Origin of the sequence: Burkholderia sp. TSV86 (genome assembly GCF_001522865.1) — a bacterium.
In the GTDB taxonomy this organism is placed as follows: Bacteria; Pseudomonadota; Gammaproteobacteria; order Burkholderiales; family Burkholderiaceae; genus Burkholderia.
On the sequence record NZ_LOWB01000021.1, the window covers coordinates 153,493 to 170,078 of the forward strand.

12 protein-coding genes, 1 tRNA gene and 3 pseudogenes are annotated in these 16,586 nt (G+C 64.9%); 7 read left to right on the plus strand and 9 right to left on the minus strand.

Going from position 1 to position 16,586, the window contains the following annotated elements; translation table 11 throughout:
- The 3 genes from parE to WS68_RS02820 all read right to left on the minus strand — a co-directional run bounded on the left by parE (window position 1) and on the right by WS68_RS02820 (window position 4,791).
- Window positions 1-1,983, minus strand: a complete 1,983-nt coding sequence (gene parE / locus WS68_RS02810) for a DNA topoisomerase IV subunit B (protein WP_059569346.1) — start codon at window positions 1,981-1,983, stop codon at window positions 1-3.
- 187 nt (window positions 1,984-2,170) lie between these two features.
- A complete protein-coding gene (locus WS68_RS02815) occupies window positions 2,171-4,135 on the minus strand; it encodes an ATP-binding cassette domain-containing protein (RefSeq protein ID WP_059569347.1) in 1,965 nt (654 codons plus the stop codon).
- Window positions 4,136-4,383: 248 nt separating this feature from the next.
- Window positions 4,384-4,791, minus strand: a complete 408-nt coding sequence (locus WS68_RS02820) for a DUF4399 domain-containing protein (RefSeq protein WP_059569348.1) — start codon at window positions 4,789-4,791, stop codon at window positions 4,384-4,386.
- 154 nt (window positions 4,792-4,945) lie between these two features.
- Between WS68_RS02820 and WS68_RS02825 the strand changes: the two genes are divergently transcribed.
- Window positions 4,946-5,128: a rubredoxin gene (locus WS68_RS02825; protein WP_059569563.1), complete on the plus strand. Its 183-nt coding sequence runs from the start codon at window positions 4,946-4,948 to the stop codon at window positions 5,126-5,128.
- A 662-nt stretch (window positions 5,129-5,790) separates the two neighbouring features.
- Here WS68_RS02825 and WS68_RS02830 read toward each other — a convergent pair.
- The 3 genes from WS68_RS02830 to WS68_RS02840 form a co-directional block, all read right to left on the minus strand.
- Window positions 5,791-7,605 carry a chloride channel protein gene (locus WS68_RS02830; RefSeq protein ID WP_059569349.1) on the minus strand — a complete coding sequence of 605 codons (1,815 nt, stop codon included), beginning with the start codon at window positions 7,603-7,605 and terminating at the stop codon, window positions 5,791-5,793.
- Between the two features lie 20 nt (window positions 7,606-7,625).
- Window positions 7,626-8,039, minus strand: coding sequence for a MarR family winged helix-turn-helix transcriptional regulator (locus WS68_RS02835; protein ID WP_059569350.1), 414 nt, complete (start codon window positions 8,037-8,039; stop codon window positions 7,626-7,628).
- A gap of 84 nt (window positions 8,040-8,123) precedes the next feature.
- Complete coding sequence (locus WS68_RS02840; protein WP_059569351.1) at window positions 8,124-9,272, minus strand: HPP family protein; 1,149 nt, start codon at window positions 9,270-9,272, stop codon at window positions 8,124-8,126.
- An 815-nt stretch (window positions 9,273-10,087) separates the two neighbouring features.
- On the opposite strand from WS68_RS02840, the gene WS68_RS02845 reads away from it, so the two are divergent.
- Both WS68_RS02845 and WS68_RS02850 read left to right on the plus strand, forming a co-directional pair.
- Window positions 10,088-10,498 (plus strand): hypothetical protein, encoded by a 411-nt coding sequence (locus WS68_RS02845; protein ID WP_231752930.1) that lies wholly within the window; start codon window positions 10,088-10,090, stop codon window positions 10,496-10,498.
- A gap of 121 nt (window positions 10,499-10,619) precedes the next feature.
- Window positions 10,620-11,408 carry an SDR family NAD(P)-dependent oxidoreductase gene (locus WS68_RS02850; protein WP_231752931.1) on the plus strand — a complete coding sequence of 263 codons (789 nt, stop codon included), beginning with the start codon at window positions 10,620-10,622 and terminating at the stop codon, window positions 11,406-11,408.
- On the opposite strand, the pseudogene WS68_RS28665 reads toward WS68_RS02850, so the two are convergent.
- A pseudogene (locus WS68_RS28665) lies at window positions 11,356-11,923 on the minus strand (site-specific integrase); the annotation flags it as partial. The gene WS68_RS02850 and the pseudogene WS68_RS28665 overlap by 53 nt on opposite strands.
- A 225-nt stretch (window positions 11,924-12,148) precedes the next feature.
- Here WS68_RS28665 and WS68_RS02860 point away from each other — a divergent pair.
- Window positions 12,149-12,223 (plus strand) — tRNA-Arg (locus tag WS68_RS02860).
- 148 nt (window positions 12,224-12,371) lie between these two features.
- Window positions 12,372-12,440 (plus strand): annotated as a pseudogene (locus WS68_RS29345) (Arm DNA-binding domain-containing protein); the annotation flags it as partial.
- On the opposite strand, the pseudogene WS68_RS02865 reads toward WS68_RS29345, so the two are convergent.
- Both WS68_RS02865 and betC read right to left on the minus strand, forming a co-directional pair.
- Window positions 12,438-13,190, minus strand: a pseudogene (locus WS68_RS02865) (glycine betaine ABC transporter substrate-binding protein); the annotation flags it as partial. The pseudogenes WS68_RS29345 and WS68_RS02865 overlap by 3 nt on opposite strands.
- Before the next feature lie 25 nt (window positions 13,191-13,215).
- Window positions 13,216-14,754: a choline-sulfatase gene (gene betC / locus WS68_RS02870; protein ID WP_059569352.1), complete on the minus strand. Its 1,539-nt coding sequence runs from the start codon at window positions 14,752-14,754 to the stop codon at window positions 13,216-13,218.
- A 206-nt stretch (window positions 14,755-14,960) separates the two neighbouring features.
- Here betC and WS68_RS02875 point away from each other — a divergent pair, with 206 nt between their 5' ends.
- Together WS68_RS02875 and WS68_RS02880 are read left to right on the plus strand one after the other, a co-directional pair.
- Window positions 14,961-15,863: a choline sulfate utilization transcriptional regulator gene (locus tag WS68_RS02875; RefSeq protein WP_059569353.1), complete on the plus strand. Its 903-nt coding sequence runs from the start codon at window positions 14,961-14,963 to the stop codon at window positions 15,861-15,863.
- Between the two features lie 404 nt (window positions 15,864-16,267).
- Complete coding sequence (locus WS68_RS02880) at window positions 16,268-16,492, plus strand: hypothetical protein (RefSeq protein ID WP_059569354.1); 225 nt, start codon at window positions 16,268-16,270, stop codon at window positions 16,490-16,492.
- Window positions 16,493-16,586: the final 94 nt, after the last annotated feature.

Below are 16,586 nucleotides of genomic sequence, written 5' to 3' on the forward strand. Positions count from 1 at the left end.
TCAGATATCCGCCTCGACTTCGTTGCCCTTTTCCTCGAGCCAGTTGCGGCGCGCGGCCGCCTCGCCCTTGCCCATCAGCATCGTCATCTGCCTGACGGTCGATTCGAAATCGAGCTCGCCGAGCGCGACGGGCATCAGGCGGCGCGTGTCGGGGTTCATCGTCGTGTCCCAGAGCTGCTCGGCGCTCATTTCGCCCAAGCCCTTGAAGCGGCTGATGCTCCACTGCGATTCGCGCACGCCATCCTTGCGCAGCTTGTCGAGGATCGCGTCGAGCTCGCCTTCGTCGAGCGCGTAGAGCTTCTGCGCGGGCTTCTTGCCGCGCGCGGGCGCGTCGACCCGAAACAGCGGCGGGCGCGCGACGAACACGTGGCCGCGCTCGATCAATTGCGGGAAATGCTTGAAGAACAGCGTGAGCAGCAACACCTGGATGTGCGCGCCGTCGACGTCCGCGTCCGACAGAATGCAGATCTTGCCGTAACGCAGGTTCGACAAATCGACGCTTTCGTCGGGGCTGTGCGGATCGACGCCGATCGCCACGGAAATGTCGTGCACCTCGTTGTTTGCGAACAGCCGGTCGCGCTCGGTTTCCCAAGTGTTCAACACCTTGCCGCGCAGCGGCAAAATCGCCTGGTATTCCTTGTCGCGGCCCATCTTCGCCGAGCCGCCCGCCGAATCGCCCTCGACGAGGAACAGCTCGTTGCGCGCGATGTCCTCGGTTTCGCAGTCGGTCAGCTTGCCGGGCAAAACGGCCACGCCCGAACTCTTCCTCTTCTCGACTTTCTGCCCCGCGCGCGTGCGCGCCTGCGCCTGCTTGATGACGAGATCGGCAAGCTTCTTGCCGTGCTCGACGTGCTGGTTGAGCCACAGCTCGAGCGCCGGGCGCGTATACGACGACACGAGCTTCACCGCGTCGCGGCTGTTCAGCCGTTCCTTGATCTGCCCCTGGAACTGCGGATCGAGCACCTTCGCCGACAGCACGAACGACACGCGCGCGAATACGTCCTCGGCGAGCAGCTTCACGCCCTTCGGCTGCAGGTTGTGCAGTTCGATGAAGCTCTTCACCGCCTGATAGAGGCCGTCGCGCAACCCCGATTCGTGCGTGCCGCCCGCGGGCGTCGGAATCAGGTTCACATACGATTCGCGCACGAGCGAGCCTTCCTCGCTCCATGCGACGACCCACGACGCGCCCTCGCCCTCGGCGAACGTGTCGTCGCCCGAGCGCGAATCGGCAAAGCGCTCGCCTTCGAACAGCGGAATCAGCAGCTCGCTGCCGTTCATCTCGTCGAGCAGATAGCCGCGCAGGCCATCGTCGTACTTCCAACTCTGCCGCTCGCCCGTCTTCTCGTTGACGAGCACGATCTCGACGCCGGGCAGCAGCACCGCCTTCGAGCGCAGCAGCCGCTGCAACTCGCCCATCGGCAGGTTCGGCGAATCGAAATATTTCGGGTTCGGCCAGACGGTCACGCGCGTGCCGGTTTTCTTGTCGCCGCGCGCGGCCGATTGCGTCGTCAGCGGCCGCACCACGTCGCCGTCGGCAAAACCGAGCGTGGCGAGCTTGCCGTCACGCCAGACGCTCACGTCGAGCCGCGTCGCGAGCGCGTTCGTCACCGACACGCCGACGCCGTGCAAGCCGCCGGAGAACGTGTACGCGCCACCCTTCGCCTTATCGAATTTGCCGCCCGCATGCAAGCGCGTAAACACGATCTCGACCACCGGCACGCCTTCGTCCGGATGCAGTCCAAACGGAATGCCGCGGCCGTCGTCCTCGACGGACACCGACTGGTCCGCATGCAGCGTAACCGTGATCAGCTTGCCGTAACCGCCCAACGCCTCGTCGGAGGCGTTGTCGATCACTTCCTGAATGATGTGCAGCGGGTTTTCCGTGCGCGTATACATGCCGGGCCGCTGCTTGACGGGCTCGAGGCCCTTCAGCACCTTGATCGATGCTTCGCTGTAGGCCGCTGCGGGCTTTTTCATGGACATAGATCAGTGTCGTCATTCACCGGGACCTTATCCCCAGCTCGTGTGGATAAGGTCGTGGACAAAACGTTGAATTCGATAAAAATTCGAGTCGAAACAAGAACGTGCGCGCCGTGCTCCGAAAGCGGGCGGCGCGCCGCGAACGGCCTGCCCGCGACGCGGCGTATTTTACTGGTTCCGCAACGCCGGATCACAAAGGCTTGCGTTTCGCCTCAAGCGCCTCCCAACGCTCGAGCGCCTCGAGCAGCGCGTCGTCGAGCGCGGCGAAGCGCTCGGTGAGCCGCGCGCCTTCCTGCGGGTCGGTCGCGAAAATCGCGCCGTCCTCGAGCCGCGCGCCGATCGCCTTCTGCTCGGCCTCCAGCGCGGCGATCTTGTCGGGCAGCGCGTCGAGTTCGCGCTGCTCGTTGAACGACAGCTTTACCGTGCGCTGCGCGTTGCGGCCTGCCGCGCTCTTCGGCGCATCGTCCTTCTGGTCTTTTTGATCCTTCGCGCCCGCGGGCTCCTTCGCCGCGTGCTTTGCCGCCTGTTCGTCGGCGAGCCGCTGCGCACGCTCGCGCTGCACCTGCCAGTCGGTGAAGCCGCCGACGTACTCGCGCCAACGGCCGCCGCCCTCGGCGGCGATCACCGACGTGACGACGTTGTCGAGAAACGCGCGGTCGTGGCTGACGAGCAGCACCGTGCCGTCGTAGTCGGTCAGCAGTTCCTCGAGCAGCTCGAGCGTGGGAATGTCGAGATCGTTGGTCGGCTCGTCGAGCACGAGCACATTCGCGGGCCGCGCGAACAACCGCGCGAGCAGCAGGCGGTTGCGCTCGCCACCCGACAGCGACTTGACCGGCGAGCGCGCGCGCTCGGGAGCAAACAGGAAATCGCCGAGATAGCTCATCACATGCTTTTTCGCGCCGCCGATCTCGACCCAGTCGCTGCCGGGGCTGATCGTGTCGGCCAGACTCTTTTCCGGATCGAGCTGCGCGCGCATTTGATCGAAATACGCGACCTGCAGGTTCGTGCCGGTGCGCACTACGCCTTCGTCGGGCGCCAACTCGCCGAGAATCAGCTTCAGCAGCGTCGTCTTGCCCGCGCCGTTCGGGCCGACGAAGCCGATCTTGTCGCCACGCATCACCGTCGACGAGAAACGCTCGACGACGGTGTGCGCACCGAAACGTTTCGTCACGTCGGTCAGTTCCGCAACGATCTTGCCGGACTTCTCGCCCTGCGCGACATCGAGCCGCACATTGCCTTGCGCGGCGCGGCGCTGCGCGCGCTCGCGGCGCATCTGCTCGAGCCGCGCAATGCGGCCGACGCTGCGCGTGCGCCGCGCCTCGACGCCCTTGCGAATCCAGACTTCCTCCTGCGCGAGCAACTTGTCGAATTTCTCGTTCTCGATGCGTTCGACTTCGAGCTGCTGCGCCTTGCGTGTTTGATACGCGGAGAAATTGCCCGGATACGACAGCAGGCGCCCGCGATCGAGTTCGACGATACGCGTCGCAACGCGGTCGAGAAACGCGCGATCGTGCGTGATGAACAGCAGCCCCGCGCGCTGCGCGACGAGCAACTCCTCCAGCCAGCGGATGCCGTCGAAGTCCAGGTGGTTGGTCGGCTCGTCGAGCAGCAGCACGTCGGGCTGCACGACGAGCGCCCGCGCGAGCGCCACGCGCTTTTGCATCCCGCCGGACAGCGCGCCGACCGGCAACTCCGCGTCGAGCCCGATTTGCGCGAGGGTCGTTGCAACGCGCGTGCGCCAATTCCACGCATCAGCCGCGTCGAGCGACGATTGCAGCGCGTTCATCCGCGCGAGCAGCGCATCGTGCTCCGCGCCTTCGGGCGTATCCGCGAGGCGATGCGCGATCGCATCGTAGTCGGCGAGCAGCCCGCGCGCGCCGGCAAGGCCGGATGCGACTGCGTCGAACACCGTCTGCCCCGCGTCGAATTCAGGCTCCTGCGGCACATAGACCGTCACGAGACCCTGCTGGCGCGTGACGAGGCCGTCGTCCGGCTTTGCCAGCTCCGCGACGATCTTGAGCAGCGACGATTTGCCCGCGCCATTGCGGCCGATGAGCCCAACACGTTCGCCGGCCTCGAGCGAAAAGTCCGCGTGATCGAGCAGCGCGACATGGCCGAACGCGAGTTGCGCGCCGGTGATCGAATAAAGCGACATGGGAAAGACAGCAAAGAGGAATCGGACGCACATTGTACCGGGGGCCGCACGCGCTGCCGACATGGCCGGACGGCCTGCCGTGCCGGCGCGCGCGGGGCCGGCGATTTTCCGATACGATCGGCCCGGCCGATTGGCCAGCGGCCGGCCCTGGAAAGGCCGGCCGCCGCGGCAGCCGCCAACACAGCGCGCCCGGGGGCCCGGCGGCTAGCGACTCGCGCGCGGCGTCAGGCCGCGCGCCGGGCGCTGGCTTACTTGACGTTGACCGTGATCGTCTGACTCAGCTCAGCCCCATATGAGCGGTGCATACCGTCGCCGAGCTGCAGCGTCAGCTTATGCGGGCCGGGCGGCAGCTTCACGTCGGCCTCGGTCTGTCCCTTGCCGTAGTGCAGCGAGTGTTCGTCCGCGGGGATCACGTCGCCCTTCGGAATCGGCTGTCCGTCGATCAAAAGATGATGGTGGCCGGTGTTCGCCGTCATGTCGCCCGCGGGCTTGATGGCCATATCGCCTTCGAGACCGAATTTCAGATGAACGGGGCTCGTGACCGTCGCACCATTGGCCGGCTCGACAAAATACACGTTGGCTTCCGCGTAAGCGGCGGCGGATGTGCCGAACGCGGCGGCCGCAAGCGCACCGGCCAGCCATTTGGTATTGAACATCGCTTTCTCCTATGGGGTTGAAAGGTTATCGAAGGATACACCGTGCGCCAAGCGCCGACGAACCTCTCCCGCAATTCCGGTACCATTGCGCCGTCCCGCCCCGATGCGCCGCGCGCCGGGCGGGCCGAATGCCATGTCATTTCCAGAGTGCAATATGAGTGAAGTCATCGAATACAAGAGCTGGGTCTGCCTGATTTGCGGCTGGATCTACCATGAAGCGGAGGGCTTGCCGGACGAAGGCATCGCGCCCGGTACGCGGTTCTCCGATATCCCGGACGACTGGCGATGCCCGCTGTGCGACGTCAGCAAGGAAGAGTTCGCGGCCGTGGAATTCTGAGCGTCGGACGCGCTGGCGGCGGCATTGGCCTATGTCGCCGCCAGCGCGCCCGCCCGAATCCGGCAAGAGGGCGCTGGCCGGCCCGCCTCGCCCGCCAGCGCCATGCGCTTCGCAACGCCCTTTCAACGAATGACGCGCTTCGACAGCGCCCCTCAACGGAGCGCAATGGAAGCGACCGTCGCCTCCGGCGCACGCCGGTTCGCGTAGCCGAGCACCTGCTTGCTCGGCTAACGCCGAAGTTCAAATTGGATAGGCGTCTTTGTTTCCGCCGAAATCACGCGGCCCGCGAAAAAAGTAGAAGGCCCGTCGACATGCGGCGATGCCCGTTTTGCTACGCGCGCAGACGCGCAGCGCAACTCCCGATGCGCGCGCGCCCGAGCTGATTTATTTAGGATAACTTGCACAGAAACGAACCGCGAGCAAGCCGCGCTCATGGCCGCGCGTCCGATTGGCGGTGGTCACGCCATTCGCGGCGGCTTAACGTGCTCTCGGCCCGCTCGCGGCGGCGTCGGTTCGCGCGGCGTCCGCGCCTCTCATCGAGCGGCGGTGCGTATGCCGTGGTCTTCACCGGGCCGCGGCGGGATACGCGATCGGCCCGCTCGGCGCTCCCGCGGGCGCATCCGCCCAAACCGCGGCAGCGCTTGGCAAACACGCTGCGCCGTTCAGCGCGGCGGCCGGCCGGTCACCGCTTTCGCGCCGCTCGCACCGCGTCTCACCCTCGGCGCATATGCGTACCGAAACCGCTCGCGCTTGTGCTCCTCATCGAAGTGCTTGAGCGCGGGCTTGACGAGATCGCTGCGCGATACGATGCCCACGACGCGCAAACTGCCGGAATCGGCCACCACCGGCAAGCGCTCCAGCTCACGCACGGCGAGCCGCGTCGCGACGAGCCGGCAGGTCTCGTGCGGCAGCGCATACGCGGGCGTGGGCGCGGCGGCGCGCACGGCTTCGCCGGCATTCGCGTGGCCGCCGAGGGGGGCGATCGCGCGCTCGAGCGCCGCCCGATCCAGCATGCCCACCAGCGTGCCGCCGTGCGTCACCGGATAAGCGCGATGACGCTGCGCGCTGCTGAAATATTCGGCTTGCACCTCCGCGAGTGCCGCATTTGCGTCAATCGTGACGGCCGGCTGCGCCATCACCTCATCGACATAGTGCCGCTCGAGCGGGTCGACACCGTACTCGCGGTAGATATGATGGCCCCGCCGCGCAATTTTCTCCGTCATGATCGAGCGCTTCATCACCGCAATCGAAAAACCGTGAGCGGCGAGCGTGGCGGCGAGCAGCGGCAATAGCGCGTTGACGTCGTGCGTGAGTTCGAGCGCGAACACAATCGCCGTGAGCGGCGCGCCCAGCGTGGCCCCGAGCGTCGCCGCCATGCAGACGAGCGGCCATAGCGCGGCCTCGCCGCCTGGCAGCACCGGCCCCAGCAACGTGCCGAGTCCGGCGCCAAGCATCAGCAGCGGCGCAAGCACCCCGCCCGACGTGCCCGAGCCGAGCGCGATGACCCAAATCACCGCCTTCACGAGCAGCAGCGCGAGCGCGATGCGCAGCGCCAGGTGACCGCGCAGCAGATCGCCGATCACGTCATAGCCGACGCCTAGCGCACGCGGCTCGATCAGCCCGCCGATGCCGACCGCGAGCGCGCCGAGCGCCGGCCACCACATCCAATGCACCGGCAGCTTTCCGAACCAGTCCTCGGTTTTGTAAAGCGCGGCCGACAGCCCGCACGCGAGCACGCCGGACAACAGCCCTGCGACGATGCATGAACCGAACGCAACCGGCGCCGGCGCGGCGCTCGTCAGTGGAAACAACGGCCCTGCGTCGAACCACGCCGCGCGCGCGAAACCGGCCGTCGCGCACGCGAGCGCGACCGGCAAGAAGCTGCGCGGACGCCATTCGAACAGCAGCAGTTCGACCGCGAGCAACACCGCCGCGACAGGCGAGCCGAACACCGCGGTCATGCCGGCGGCGGCGCCCGCGACGAGCAGGGTCTTGCGCTCGGCCGCGGTCAGTTTGACGAACTGTGCGATCAGCGAGCCGAGCGCGCCGCCTGTCATGATGATCGGCCCTTCCGCGCCGAACGGGCCACCGCTTCCGATCACGATTCCCGACGACAGCGGCTTCAGAATCGCGACTTTCGGCGACATCCGGCTCTTGCCGAACAGAATCGCCTCTATGGCCTCCGGAATGCCGTGCCCGCGGATCTTGTCCGAGCCGAAGCGCGCGATGCCCCCGACGATCAGCCCGCCCGCGACCGGCACCACGACCACCCACGCGCCAAGCGCATTCGTCGCGGGCGAGCGGTCCGCGAACGAAAACCGCTGGAAGAAAAACAGATTCGTGAACAGGTGAATCAGATTCAGCAGCACATAAGCGGCCAGCGTGCTCGTCAGGCCGATCACGAACGCCAGCGCGATGAGACGCGGCAGCCGCGCGCCCGGGGCGAAATCGCGCTTGTGCGAAACGGAAAGAGACATGATGGAGAAAAAGCGAGCGGTCAATAATCGATTTGAGGCACCTGGAATGCGCCGCGCAACGATTTCAGCTCCGCGCGATGCAACGCGGCGAGCCGCGCGAGCAGCTTCTCGCCGGTCTTCTCCAAATGGACTTCGACCTGCCGCCGATCGGCATCGCTCGTCTTGCGCTTGACGAGCCCGAGCTTCTCGCAACGCGACACCAGCGCGACGACGCCATGATGTTGCGCTTGCAACCGTTCGGCCAGCTCGCCGATCGTCGCCCACTCACGATCCGGATAGCCCTTGATATGCAGCAGCAGCAGATATTGCAGCGGCGTGACGCCTTCGCTTTGCGCGGCCTGTTCGGAAAAACGCTCGAAACGCCGCATCTGGTAGCGAAACTCCGAAAGCTGTTCGAAATCAGTTTTTTGTAGGACTCGGGAAGCGTCGGTCATCGAGATTCCATGGATCGGGGCACACACAAATATATCATAATGTGATGCAAATGCCGGAAAATGGTCCGTGCCTCGCAGGCCGGATCAAGCCACGCGCCGCATCCGCGTCTGCCGGTACAGGCCCGCGATCAGATCCGACTGCGTGACGATGCCGGCAAGCCGATGATCGGCGTCGACCACCGGAATATGGTGATGGCCTCGATCCGCGAACAGCGGCACGAGCGCCGCGATGGGCGTCGTCGTGCGAACCGTTTCGACGTGCTTGGCCATCAGCGAACGGATCTCCCGCGCAGAAGCGGGCCGGACGGCCCTGCGCCAGCGTGGGCGGCCGTGCGCGGCGAGGTCCGCGCGGGTGACGATGCCGACGACGCGCGACGCCGCATCGACGACCGGCAGCGCCTTGATCCGATGCCGGTTCAGCAGCGCGAGCGCGGCGGACGCCGGCGCTTCGGGCCGCACACTCAATGCGGGACGGGTCATCACGTCGGCGGCCGACAGCGTGTCGAATGTGCGCGCATACGCATGCATTTCGGCATCCTGAACCACCGCTTCGAGGTCGTCGGGCGCGATGTCGAGCCATTCGTCCCGTCGCCGCAGCGCCTCCTCGAGATCGGCCCGGGTGAAGCCCATCGCAACAGTCTGCGGGCCGCCGGGCTGCGCGCCCGGCTTCGCAAGCGCATTGCCATGCGGATAGCGGTGCCCGGTCAGCGCGTGATAGACGAGCGCTGCGCCAAGCAGCGCCATCGATTGCAACAGAATCGGGATGACGATGAAATGAAAACCCAGCGCATGAATCGCCGGCCCGCCAATGACAGCCGTCAGCGCAACCGCGCCCGATGGCGGATGAACGCAGCGAAGCGCGAACATTCCGGCGATGGCAACCGCGATCGCCACCGCCGCCGCGAACACCGGATCGCCAATCCACTGCGCGCATGCAACACCGACCGTCGCCGCAACGAAATTGCCGCCGATCAGCGACCAAGGCTGCGCGAGCGGACTGGCGGGCACCGCGAACAGCAGCACCGCGGACGCGCCCATCGGCGCGACGAGCAACGGCGCATGCGCGACCTCCCCCGGCATCACACGCATGATGCAACCAATAAATGCAATACCGACGAACGCGCCGATGCAGGAACGCAGCCGTTCACGCCGGCTCAGCGTGACCGGGAGCGGAACGAAATGGTGCAGCCACGTGCATAACTGCGCAAACGGGAAAGCGAAGCGAAACGGCATCGGAATGACGGAGTGATGGTCGACGTGCGCCGGCGAGCGGCGGGCGCGAAATTATATGTGATTGCGATATATTTTGCGACGACCTGCGGATGCGAAGACGTTTTCCGCCACGCGCTGGTTCGGTGTTGTGCGGTTTATGTTTTGTGCTTTGCGTCGCCTTAGTGTGGGGAAATCGGCAATCGCGTACTCGTCGGTGGCAACGCGCACCACACCCACATCTTTCGAACCCGGCGCATGCGACGATCAGCGTCCCAACTTCATCGATTCCCTTCGCTCATAACGCTTTGATATGCTCTGCCCTCGCTGGCGGACACCGAGTCGAGTCGGCCGGCATTTGCCGATCGGCAACATCGAAGCCTGCGTTGCTTCGTCTGCAAACTGTAGCCATGCAGCGGAGGCAATGCTGCGATACAGCCGGGACGAAGTCATGCGTCGCGCTTCATGACATATCAGCGCACGCTATTCACACACTCGCTGATATTCCGCCAAGGCAGTTGGAACAAAGCTTGGTTTGACCCGTTTTCATCAAGCGCCGCCCCATCCCACACCCTATCCGCTCCCCGTAGCTCAGGGGATGGAATGATAAGCGCAAGGCTTGTCCAGAAAGGCTCAATTTCGAGAGATAGCGACATAAATTGTATTTACTTACGCCGTTAAAGTCACAATCTAGCCTGTCTATCTCAATCCGCACTTTCGAGTTACCGCGCTCGCTCTGTGCGATGTAGTGCTATCCCTCATCGGCAGGGCGCCGGTGATGGTACCGACGGCGGGTCCGCCCGGTTCTGCCGCCTTGATGACCGCACCGGATGCCCTGGATGGTTACGGCCAGCAAGGCGGGCGTCTGGGCGATGTGCGACAGCATCCGTCTGGAGCTTCGCCATCTGGGAATCGGGGTTGGCAGCGCGCATCCGACGTTCTTCCCGACGCCCCTGATGGACGATGTCGTTGCCGATCCGGCAGGCCGGGCATTGTGGGGAGGCAACGATCAAGGCTTCTGGAAGATGATCCCGCGCGAGCAGGTCGTGCGGGACATCGTGGCAGGTATCGAGCGCCGCGCGGACATGATCGTCGTACCAAAGATCAACACGATCGTGGCCAAGGCACCCGGCTTCTTCAGGCGCTTCGTCGAGCGCACTGGCTTTCGCGGCGAGGACATTGAACGTGCCATCGGTCTGGCGTCGGCAACTGGCTGGAACGATTCGGCCGCGCACGCTCCGGCGAAATGAATGGCAATCGGTGGCCGCGGGAACCAATCGGCTTCGCATGATCAGCGGAGCCGATGGCCCGGCATCCATCGCGCCTTGTTTGCGCAGCAATGGAAATCCAATAGCAGAGGAGCAGTACAAAGTGGCTTACGATCTTCAGGGAAAAGTCGTGCTTATCACGGGTGCTGCAGGCGGCATTGGTGCTGCGACCGCGCGTGAGTTGCATGCATGTGGAGCACGAATCGTTCTAACCGATGTGACGCAGGCTTCAGTAGACCGCCTCGCCGCGGAGTTTGACCGCGAGCGCACGCTCGCCCTGGCGCTCGACGTCACTGATGCTGCCGCCACCAGGGCGGTCGTGCAACACGCCGTCGATAGATTCGGTCGCCTCGACATTGCGTTCGCCAATGCGGGCATCTCATGGCACGATGTGCCCGCCACCGTGTACAGCTGCGATGAACGGGAGTTCGAGCGAATCGTCGAGGTCGACCTGCTCGGTGTTTGGCGCACGATCAAGGCTGCATTGCCGGAGATCGTGCGCAATCGAGGCCAGGTCCTGGTCACCGCTTCGGTCTATGCGTTCGTGAACGGCATGGTCAACGCGCCTTACGCAGCGGCCAAAGCCGGAGTCGAGATGCTCGCGCGTTCACTGCGCGCCGAACTAGGCGGCACTGGGTCCACCGCGAGCGTGCTCTATCCGGGATGGGTGGCGACAGCAATTGCCAAGGTCGGCTTTGGCGGAAATGCGCTAGCGACGAAATTGATTGAAAAAGGGTTTCCTGCACCGTTGCGGCGACCGATACAACCGGATGACGTCGCTAAGGCCGTCATAAAAGGGCTGCGAACCCGCCAACCGCGCATCGTCGTCCCGTTCCGGTGGGTACCGCCTGCTCGCGCTCTGGATGCTCCGCGAACCACTCGAGAATCTTGATGATCTCATTGCGGGTTGGCCGTCGATCGCGATGCTTGCCGGGGCCAATGAGCTGCAGGGGACCAAGCGTCGGCCGTGCGATGCTCGGTGCATGCGGAAGGCAAAGAGCGAGCAGCGACGCCATATGCTTGAACACCGTGCCGAGCTTCGAGATGTCCATGTCGATCGTGTACTGGCCCGCGTCCTCTTTCTCTCTTGGGCGAACTGCACCAGTCGCTTTGTCGATAGCTTCGCCGCAACTTCGTCATCAAAGTAACTTTCCAGTCGGTTCAGCATGTAGTGCTTATTCGACTTGTCGACGACTGCCCGGCCCGAGTCTGCGCGAGCCTTGCGATACAGCCGGGTCAATTCGCCAACCGTGTCGTCTGCTCATCGACGGCGGCCTGCGCCTTGTCGATCCCGGCCTCGATTTCTCGCGCCCACGCGTCGGCCACCCCCTTGGTCCGAAATGTCTTTGATATACTCTCTCCCCGCTGGCGGACTTGTGCCCGCCAGCGCTCGCCGATCTTGAGGATCGAAGCCGTGCATTACCCCGTCTGTTGGCTGTAGCGATTCGGCCGCAACGCTCGCTGCTACAGGATCGATTTGTAGCAAGGTTGTAGCAGGCAGGGTATGAAACTATGCTTCACGGCCCGTCATTCCGCGTCATTCGCGAACGGGCTAGAATCCCGGAAAGGCAAGCGGGAAAAGGCTAAGAGCCTGATTCACAAAGGTTCGATCCATCCCGCTCACCCTATCCGCTCCCCGTAGTTCAATGGATAGAACAAGCGCCTCCTAAGCGCTAGATACAGGTTCGATTCCTGTCGGGGGGACCAGCCATGCCCCAAACCTCCCCCAAGATTCACAAGAAACTCCCCGCTCAAGCCCGTCTGGCGGCCTTCTCGCGCCCATCGTTACCCAACGTTGCTCAGTGACGGCCGGAGAAAGTGTTGGTATTTTTGTTGGTACCAGCAGATACCAACAATGCCTCTCACTGACATACAGGTACGGAACGCGAAGGCCAGCGCCACACCGTACAAACTCACGGACGGCAAGGTTTGCGCATTCGCCGGTAAAGCCCGCGCGCGTCACCGTGTTGACTGTCGCACCGCCATAGTTCGGCCCGAAGTACGCATCGCCGAGCGCGAGGTAGCGCAGATGAAACTTCGTGTTCATCAGATGCGGCTCCCACGCGAGAAACACGATCCACTTCCTGTCGCGCCCGGCGCGCTCGACCTGGGTCAGCATGCCGGTCTCACTCGACTCGACAATCGACCAGTTGCCGAGGCCAAATGCATTGTCGGCGATCATTTTCTTGATGTTCTGATTCGCGGGCGCGCCCGGCTCGATCCCGTAGATGCGGCGGCCGAACTGGTCCGCGTGCTTGGCAAGATCGGCGAAGGTTCGCACGCCCGCGTCCGCGACGTAATCGGGCACGGCGAGCGTAAACTTCGCGCCGCTCAGATTCGCATGCAGCACGTCGATCGCATGCTCGTCGGCGAACGGCTTCACGAGCGGGCCTTGCGCGGGCATCCAGTTGCCGAGGAACACGTCGATCTGCCCTTTTTTCAGGCCCTGGTACGTGATCGGCACGGACAGATTCGATACGTTCTGACGATAACCAAGCGCCTTCAGGATCACGCCGGCCACCGCGTTGGTCGCGTCGATGTCGGTCCATCCCGGCCCGGCCATGCGCACCGTCTCGCAGGTTTGCGGTTGCGCCGCGCGCGCGGGCCGCGCCTGCGCCAATGCCAGCATGCCTGCAAGCACGTACGTCAGCGCGGCAATCCAGCGGCTTTTCATCATGACCTCCGTATGGCGTGAGCGATCAGCGCGCCGCGCGCGGAAAACGTGCGAGCGCCTCCAGCGCATCGAGTTCGAGGTGATTGCGCATGTAGCGCTGGCTCGCATCGTTGAACGGCTGCCAGTCCCACGCGTGAATTCGCCCTTGCGTGGTCGCGGCGAAATGAAAGCGGCGCCGGCGCTGGCTCGCGATCACGTCGCGATGCAACGCGGGCAGATCCCAGCGGCGCGCGATCTCGGCGCGAAACGCATCTGCGAGCGGCGCGGCCTCGGGATCGGCCGCCAGATTGCGCAGTTCGTGCGGATCGCGCGAAAGATCGTAGAGTTGATCCGGATCGGCCGGCGAATGGATGAACTTGCATGCGCCGCGCCGAAGCATCACGATCGGCGCGACGGCCCCTTCCGCCAGATATTCGCCGATCGCCTCGTCATGCCCCGCGTCGCCCCGCAGATGCGCAACGAGGCTTTGCCCGTCGACCGGATCGGGCCACGCGGTGCGCCGCTCGCCCGTCGCAAGCTCGACGAGCGTAGGCAGCAGATCGACATGCGACACCGACGCCGCTACGCGGCGCGCGGCGAAGCGCCCCGGCGCATGCACGATCAGCGGCACGCGCACGCCGCCCTCGAAGAACGTCATCTTGTACCAGAGGCCGCGCTCGCCGAGCATATCGCCGTGGTCGGACGTGACGATCACGATCGTCTCGCCGGCCATGCCGGTTTGCGCGAGCGCATCGAGAATCGCGCCGAACTGCGCGTCGACATACGACAGCGCGCCGTAATACGCGCGGCGCGCGTGGCGGATCTGCTGCGTGCTCGGCGGCGTGCGGTCGGTCTCGCAAACGCGGCGCAGCCGTTGCGAGTGCGGATCGCTTTCGTCGAACGACAGCGACGTATGCGGCGGATCGATATCTTCGTCGCGATACCGGTCCCAGTATTCGCGGGTGATCGCATACGGATCGTGCGGATGGGTGAGCGAGGCGACCATGCAGAACGGCCGCTCGTCGCGGCCCGCGGCCCGCTCCCGTGCAAGGTCGAAAAGCTTCTGGCGCGACGTGAACGTGACCTCGTCGTCGAAATCGAGCTGATTGGTGCGCACGCAGGGGCCGGCATCGATTACCGAACTCATGTTGTGATACCAGCTAGGCCGGACGTCGGGACGCTCCCAATCGGGTACCCAGCCGAAATCGGCCGGATAGATGTCCGTCGTGAGCCGCTCCTCGAAGCCGTGGAGCTGATCGGCGCCGCAGAAATGCATCTTGCCGGACAGGATCGTCCGGTAGCCGGCCGCGCGCAGATAGTGCGCAAACGTCAGCGTTTGCGCCGGAAATTCCGCCGCGTTATCGTAAGCGCCGATGTGCGACGGCAGTTTGCCCGCCAGCATCGAGAAGCGCGCCGGCGCGCACAACGGGCTCGCGCAATAGGCGGAATCGAACACCACGCCTTCGCGCGCGAGCGCGTCGATGCGCGGAGTCGACGACACGCGGTGGCCGTATGCGCGCAACGCAAGCGGCGTCATCTGGTCGGCCATCAGAATAAGGATATTCGGCTTCTTGCTAAGGCTCATGGACCGGGGCGGCTAGAATCGTGACGGATTGCGCAGGAACGCCACGTTGTACGACACACCGCCCGCCACGCGATGAGCAATGCGCGGTGGACAGTTCTATGCGGGTAACCTGCGTGCGTTTCGTCGAGGAACCGACCCGCGTACTATCGCCGCTCGGATGTACCGTGTGAAGACGCCGGGCGCTTATGGAAACATAAGGTGAGCTTATGCTGGAACAGGATCGCCTGCCGCCGCTGCAAGCGCTGGCGGTATTCGAATCGGCCGCGCGCCTAGCCAGCTTCACGGCGGCCGCGCGCGAACTCGGCTCGACTCAGCCGGCGGTCAGTCAGCGGGTCGTTCAGCTCGAAACGGATCTGGGCGCACCGCTGTTCGAACGCGGATATCGCGGCGTCACGCTCACGCCCGAAGGCGAGCGGCTGTTCGAGGCGGTGCGGCACGGCCTCGATGCGATTCGCGTCGCGAGTGCCGATATTCGCGCACGCCGCGAGAGCGAAGCGCTGACGATCCTCACCGATTTCGGGTTCGCAACGTACTGGCTGATGCCTCGGCTAGCGCGGCTGAAAGCGGCGTTGCCCGATTTGAACGTGAAGATCGTCACGTCGCAGCATGCTTACGATCCACAGCACAACCGCGCCGATATCGCGATCGCGTTCGGCAACGGCGACTGGGCGCCATGCGCATCGACGCGGCTGTTTCAGGAAGCGGTAACGCCTGTCTGCTCGCCCACGTTTCGCGCCGCGCATCCGAACGCCGCGTCGCCGTCGGGCCTGGCCGGCCTGCCATTGCTGCATGTGCAGCCGACCGAACCCGAACGCTGGCTGTCATGGCGCGGCTGGTTCTCGGCCCAGTCGCTCGACGCCCCCGACGAGCGGTGCGGGATGATGTTCAACAGCTATGCGCTCGTCATCCATGCCGCGCTGATGAACCAGGGCGTCGCGCTCGGCTGGACGCCGCTCATCGACGAACTCGTCGCGGGCGGCCAGTTGGTCAGGCTGTTCGATGCGCCGGTCACCACATCGCGCGGATATTTTCTCGTCTGCCCGGCCGCGCGGCCCGAGGCGGCTGCGGCGCCGCGCTTCAGACGGTGGCTGCTTGCCGAATGCGGTTGATTGGCTCGGCTAATCGAAATGCCTGCAAGCGCGCCGACAGGCCGAGAAACCCGGCAAACCGCCCCGCAACGTCAGCATCGCATAGCGGCCCGATGAGGGCGCATCGCGCGGCTGAATCACACCGGCCGCTCACATACCGGCCACAGCCGCCCGGCACACACGCATCGCCTTCAATGCCGTCGCGGCATTCGGTCGGCATCACGACACGGCCAGCACCGTACCGGCACCGACCGACATACCGCCGTCGCCCGTCCAGCCCGGCGAAGCCGCCGGCACACGCGCCTGCCAATCAGCCGGATTTTGGCGTAGCCTGTTCCCGGCGGCGCGCTTTGCTGCGATGATCGGTATCGTGCTAAACCGCCGCAAGCGGCTTGCCGCATCCGACTCTTGCCCACCTTAGCGCGATGAACCCGAACCTGCCCGATCCGGTCAAGCCCAAACACCGGCGCCCTTCGAACCTTGCACTCAACGTGTTCGCCGTGCTGATCGGCATCGTCACGTTCGGCCTCGGCGCGGCCTGGGTGATTTATCGCTGGTACGTCGACCGTGAAGCGCCTTACTTCGCGATTCCGCTCGTCTTTTCAGTGCCGGTGATCGTCGCTGTCGCCGTGCGCGGCATCTGGGAGTGACGCGCATCCGGCCATGACGCCGCGCTCCGTTACGCGGTGCGCGGCCGAGGCCGTGCGGCACGGCGCGCGCAGCCCGAGCGGCCATGCCGCCCGG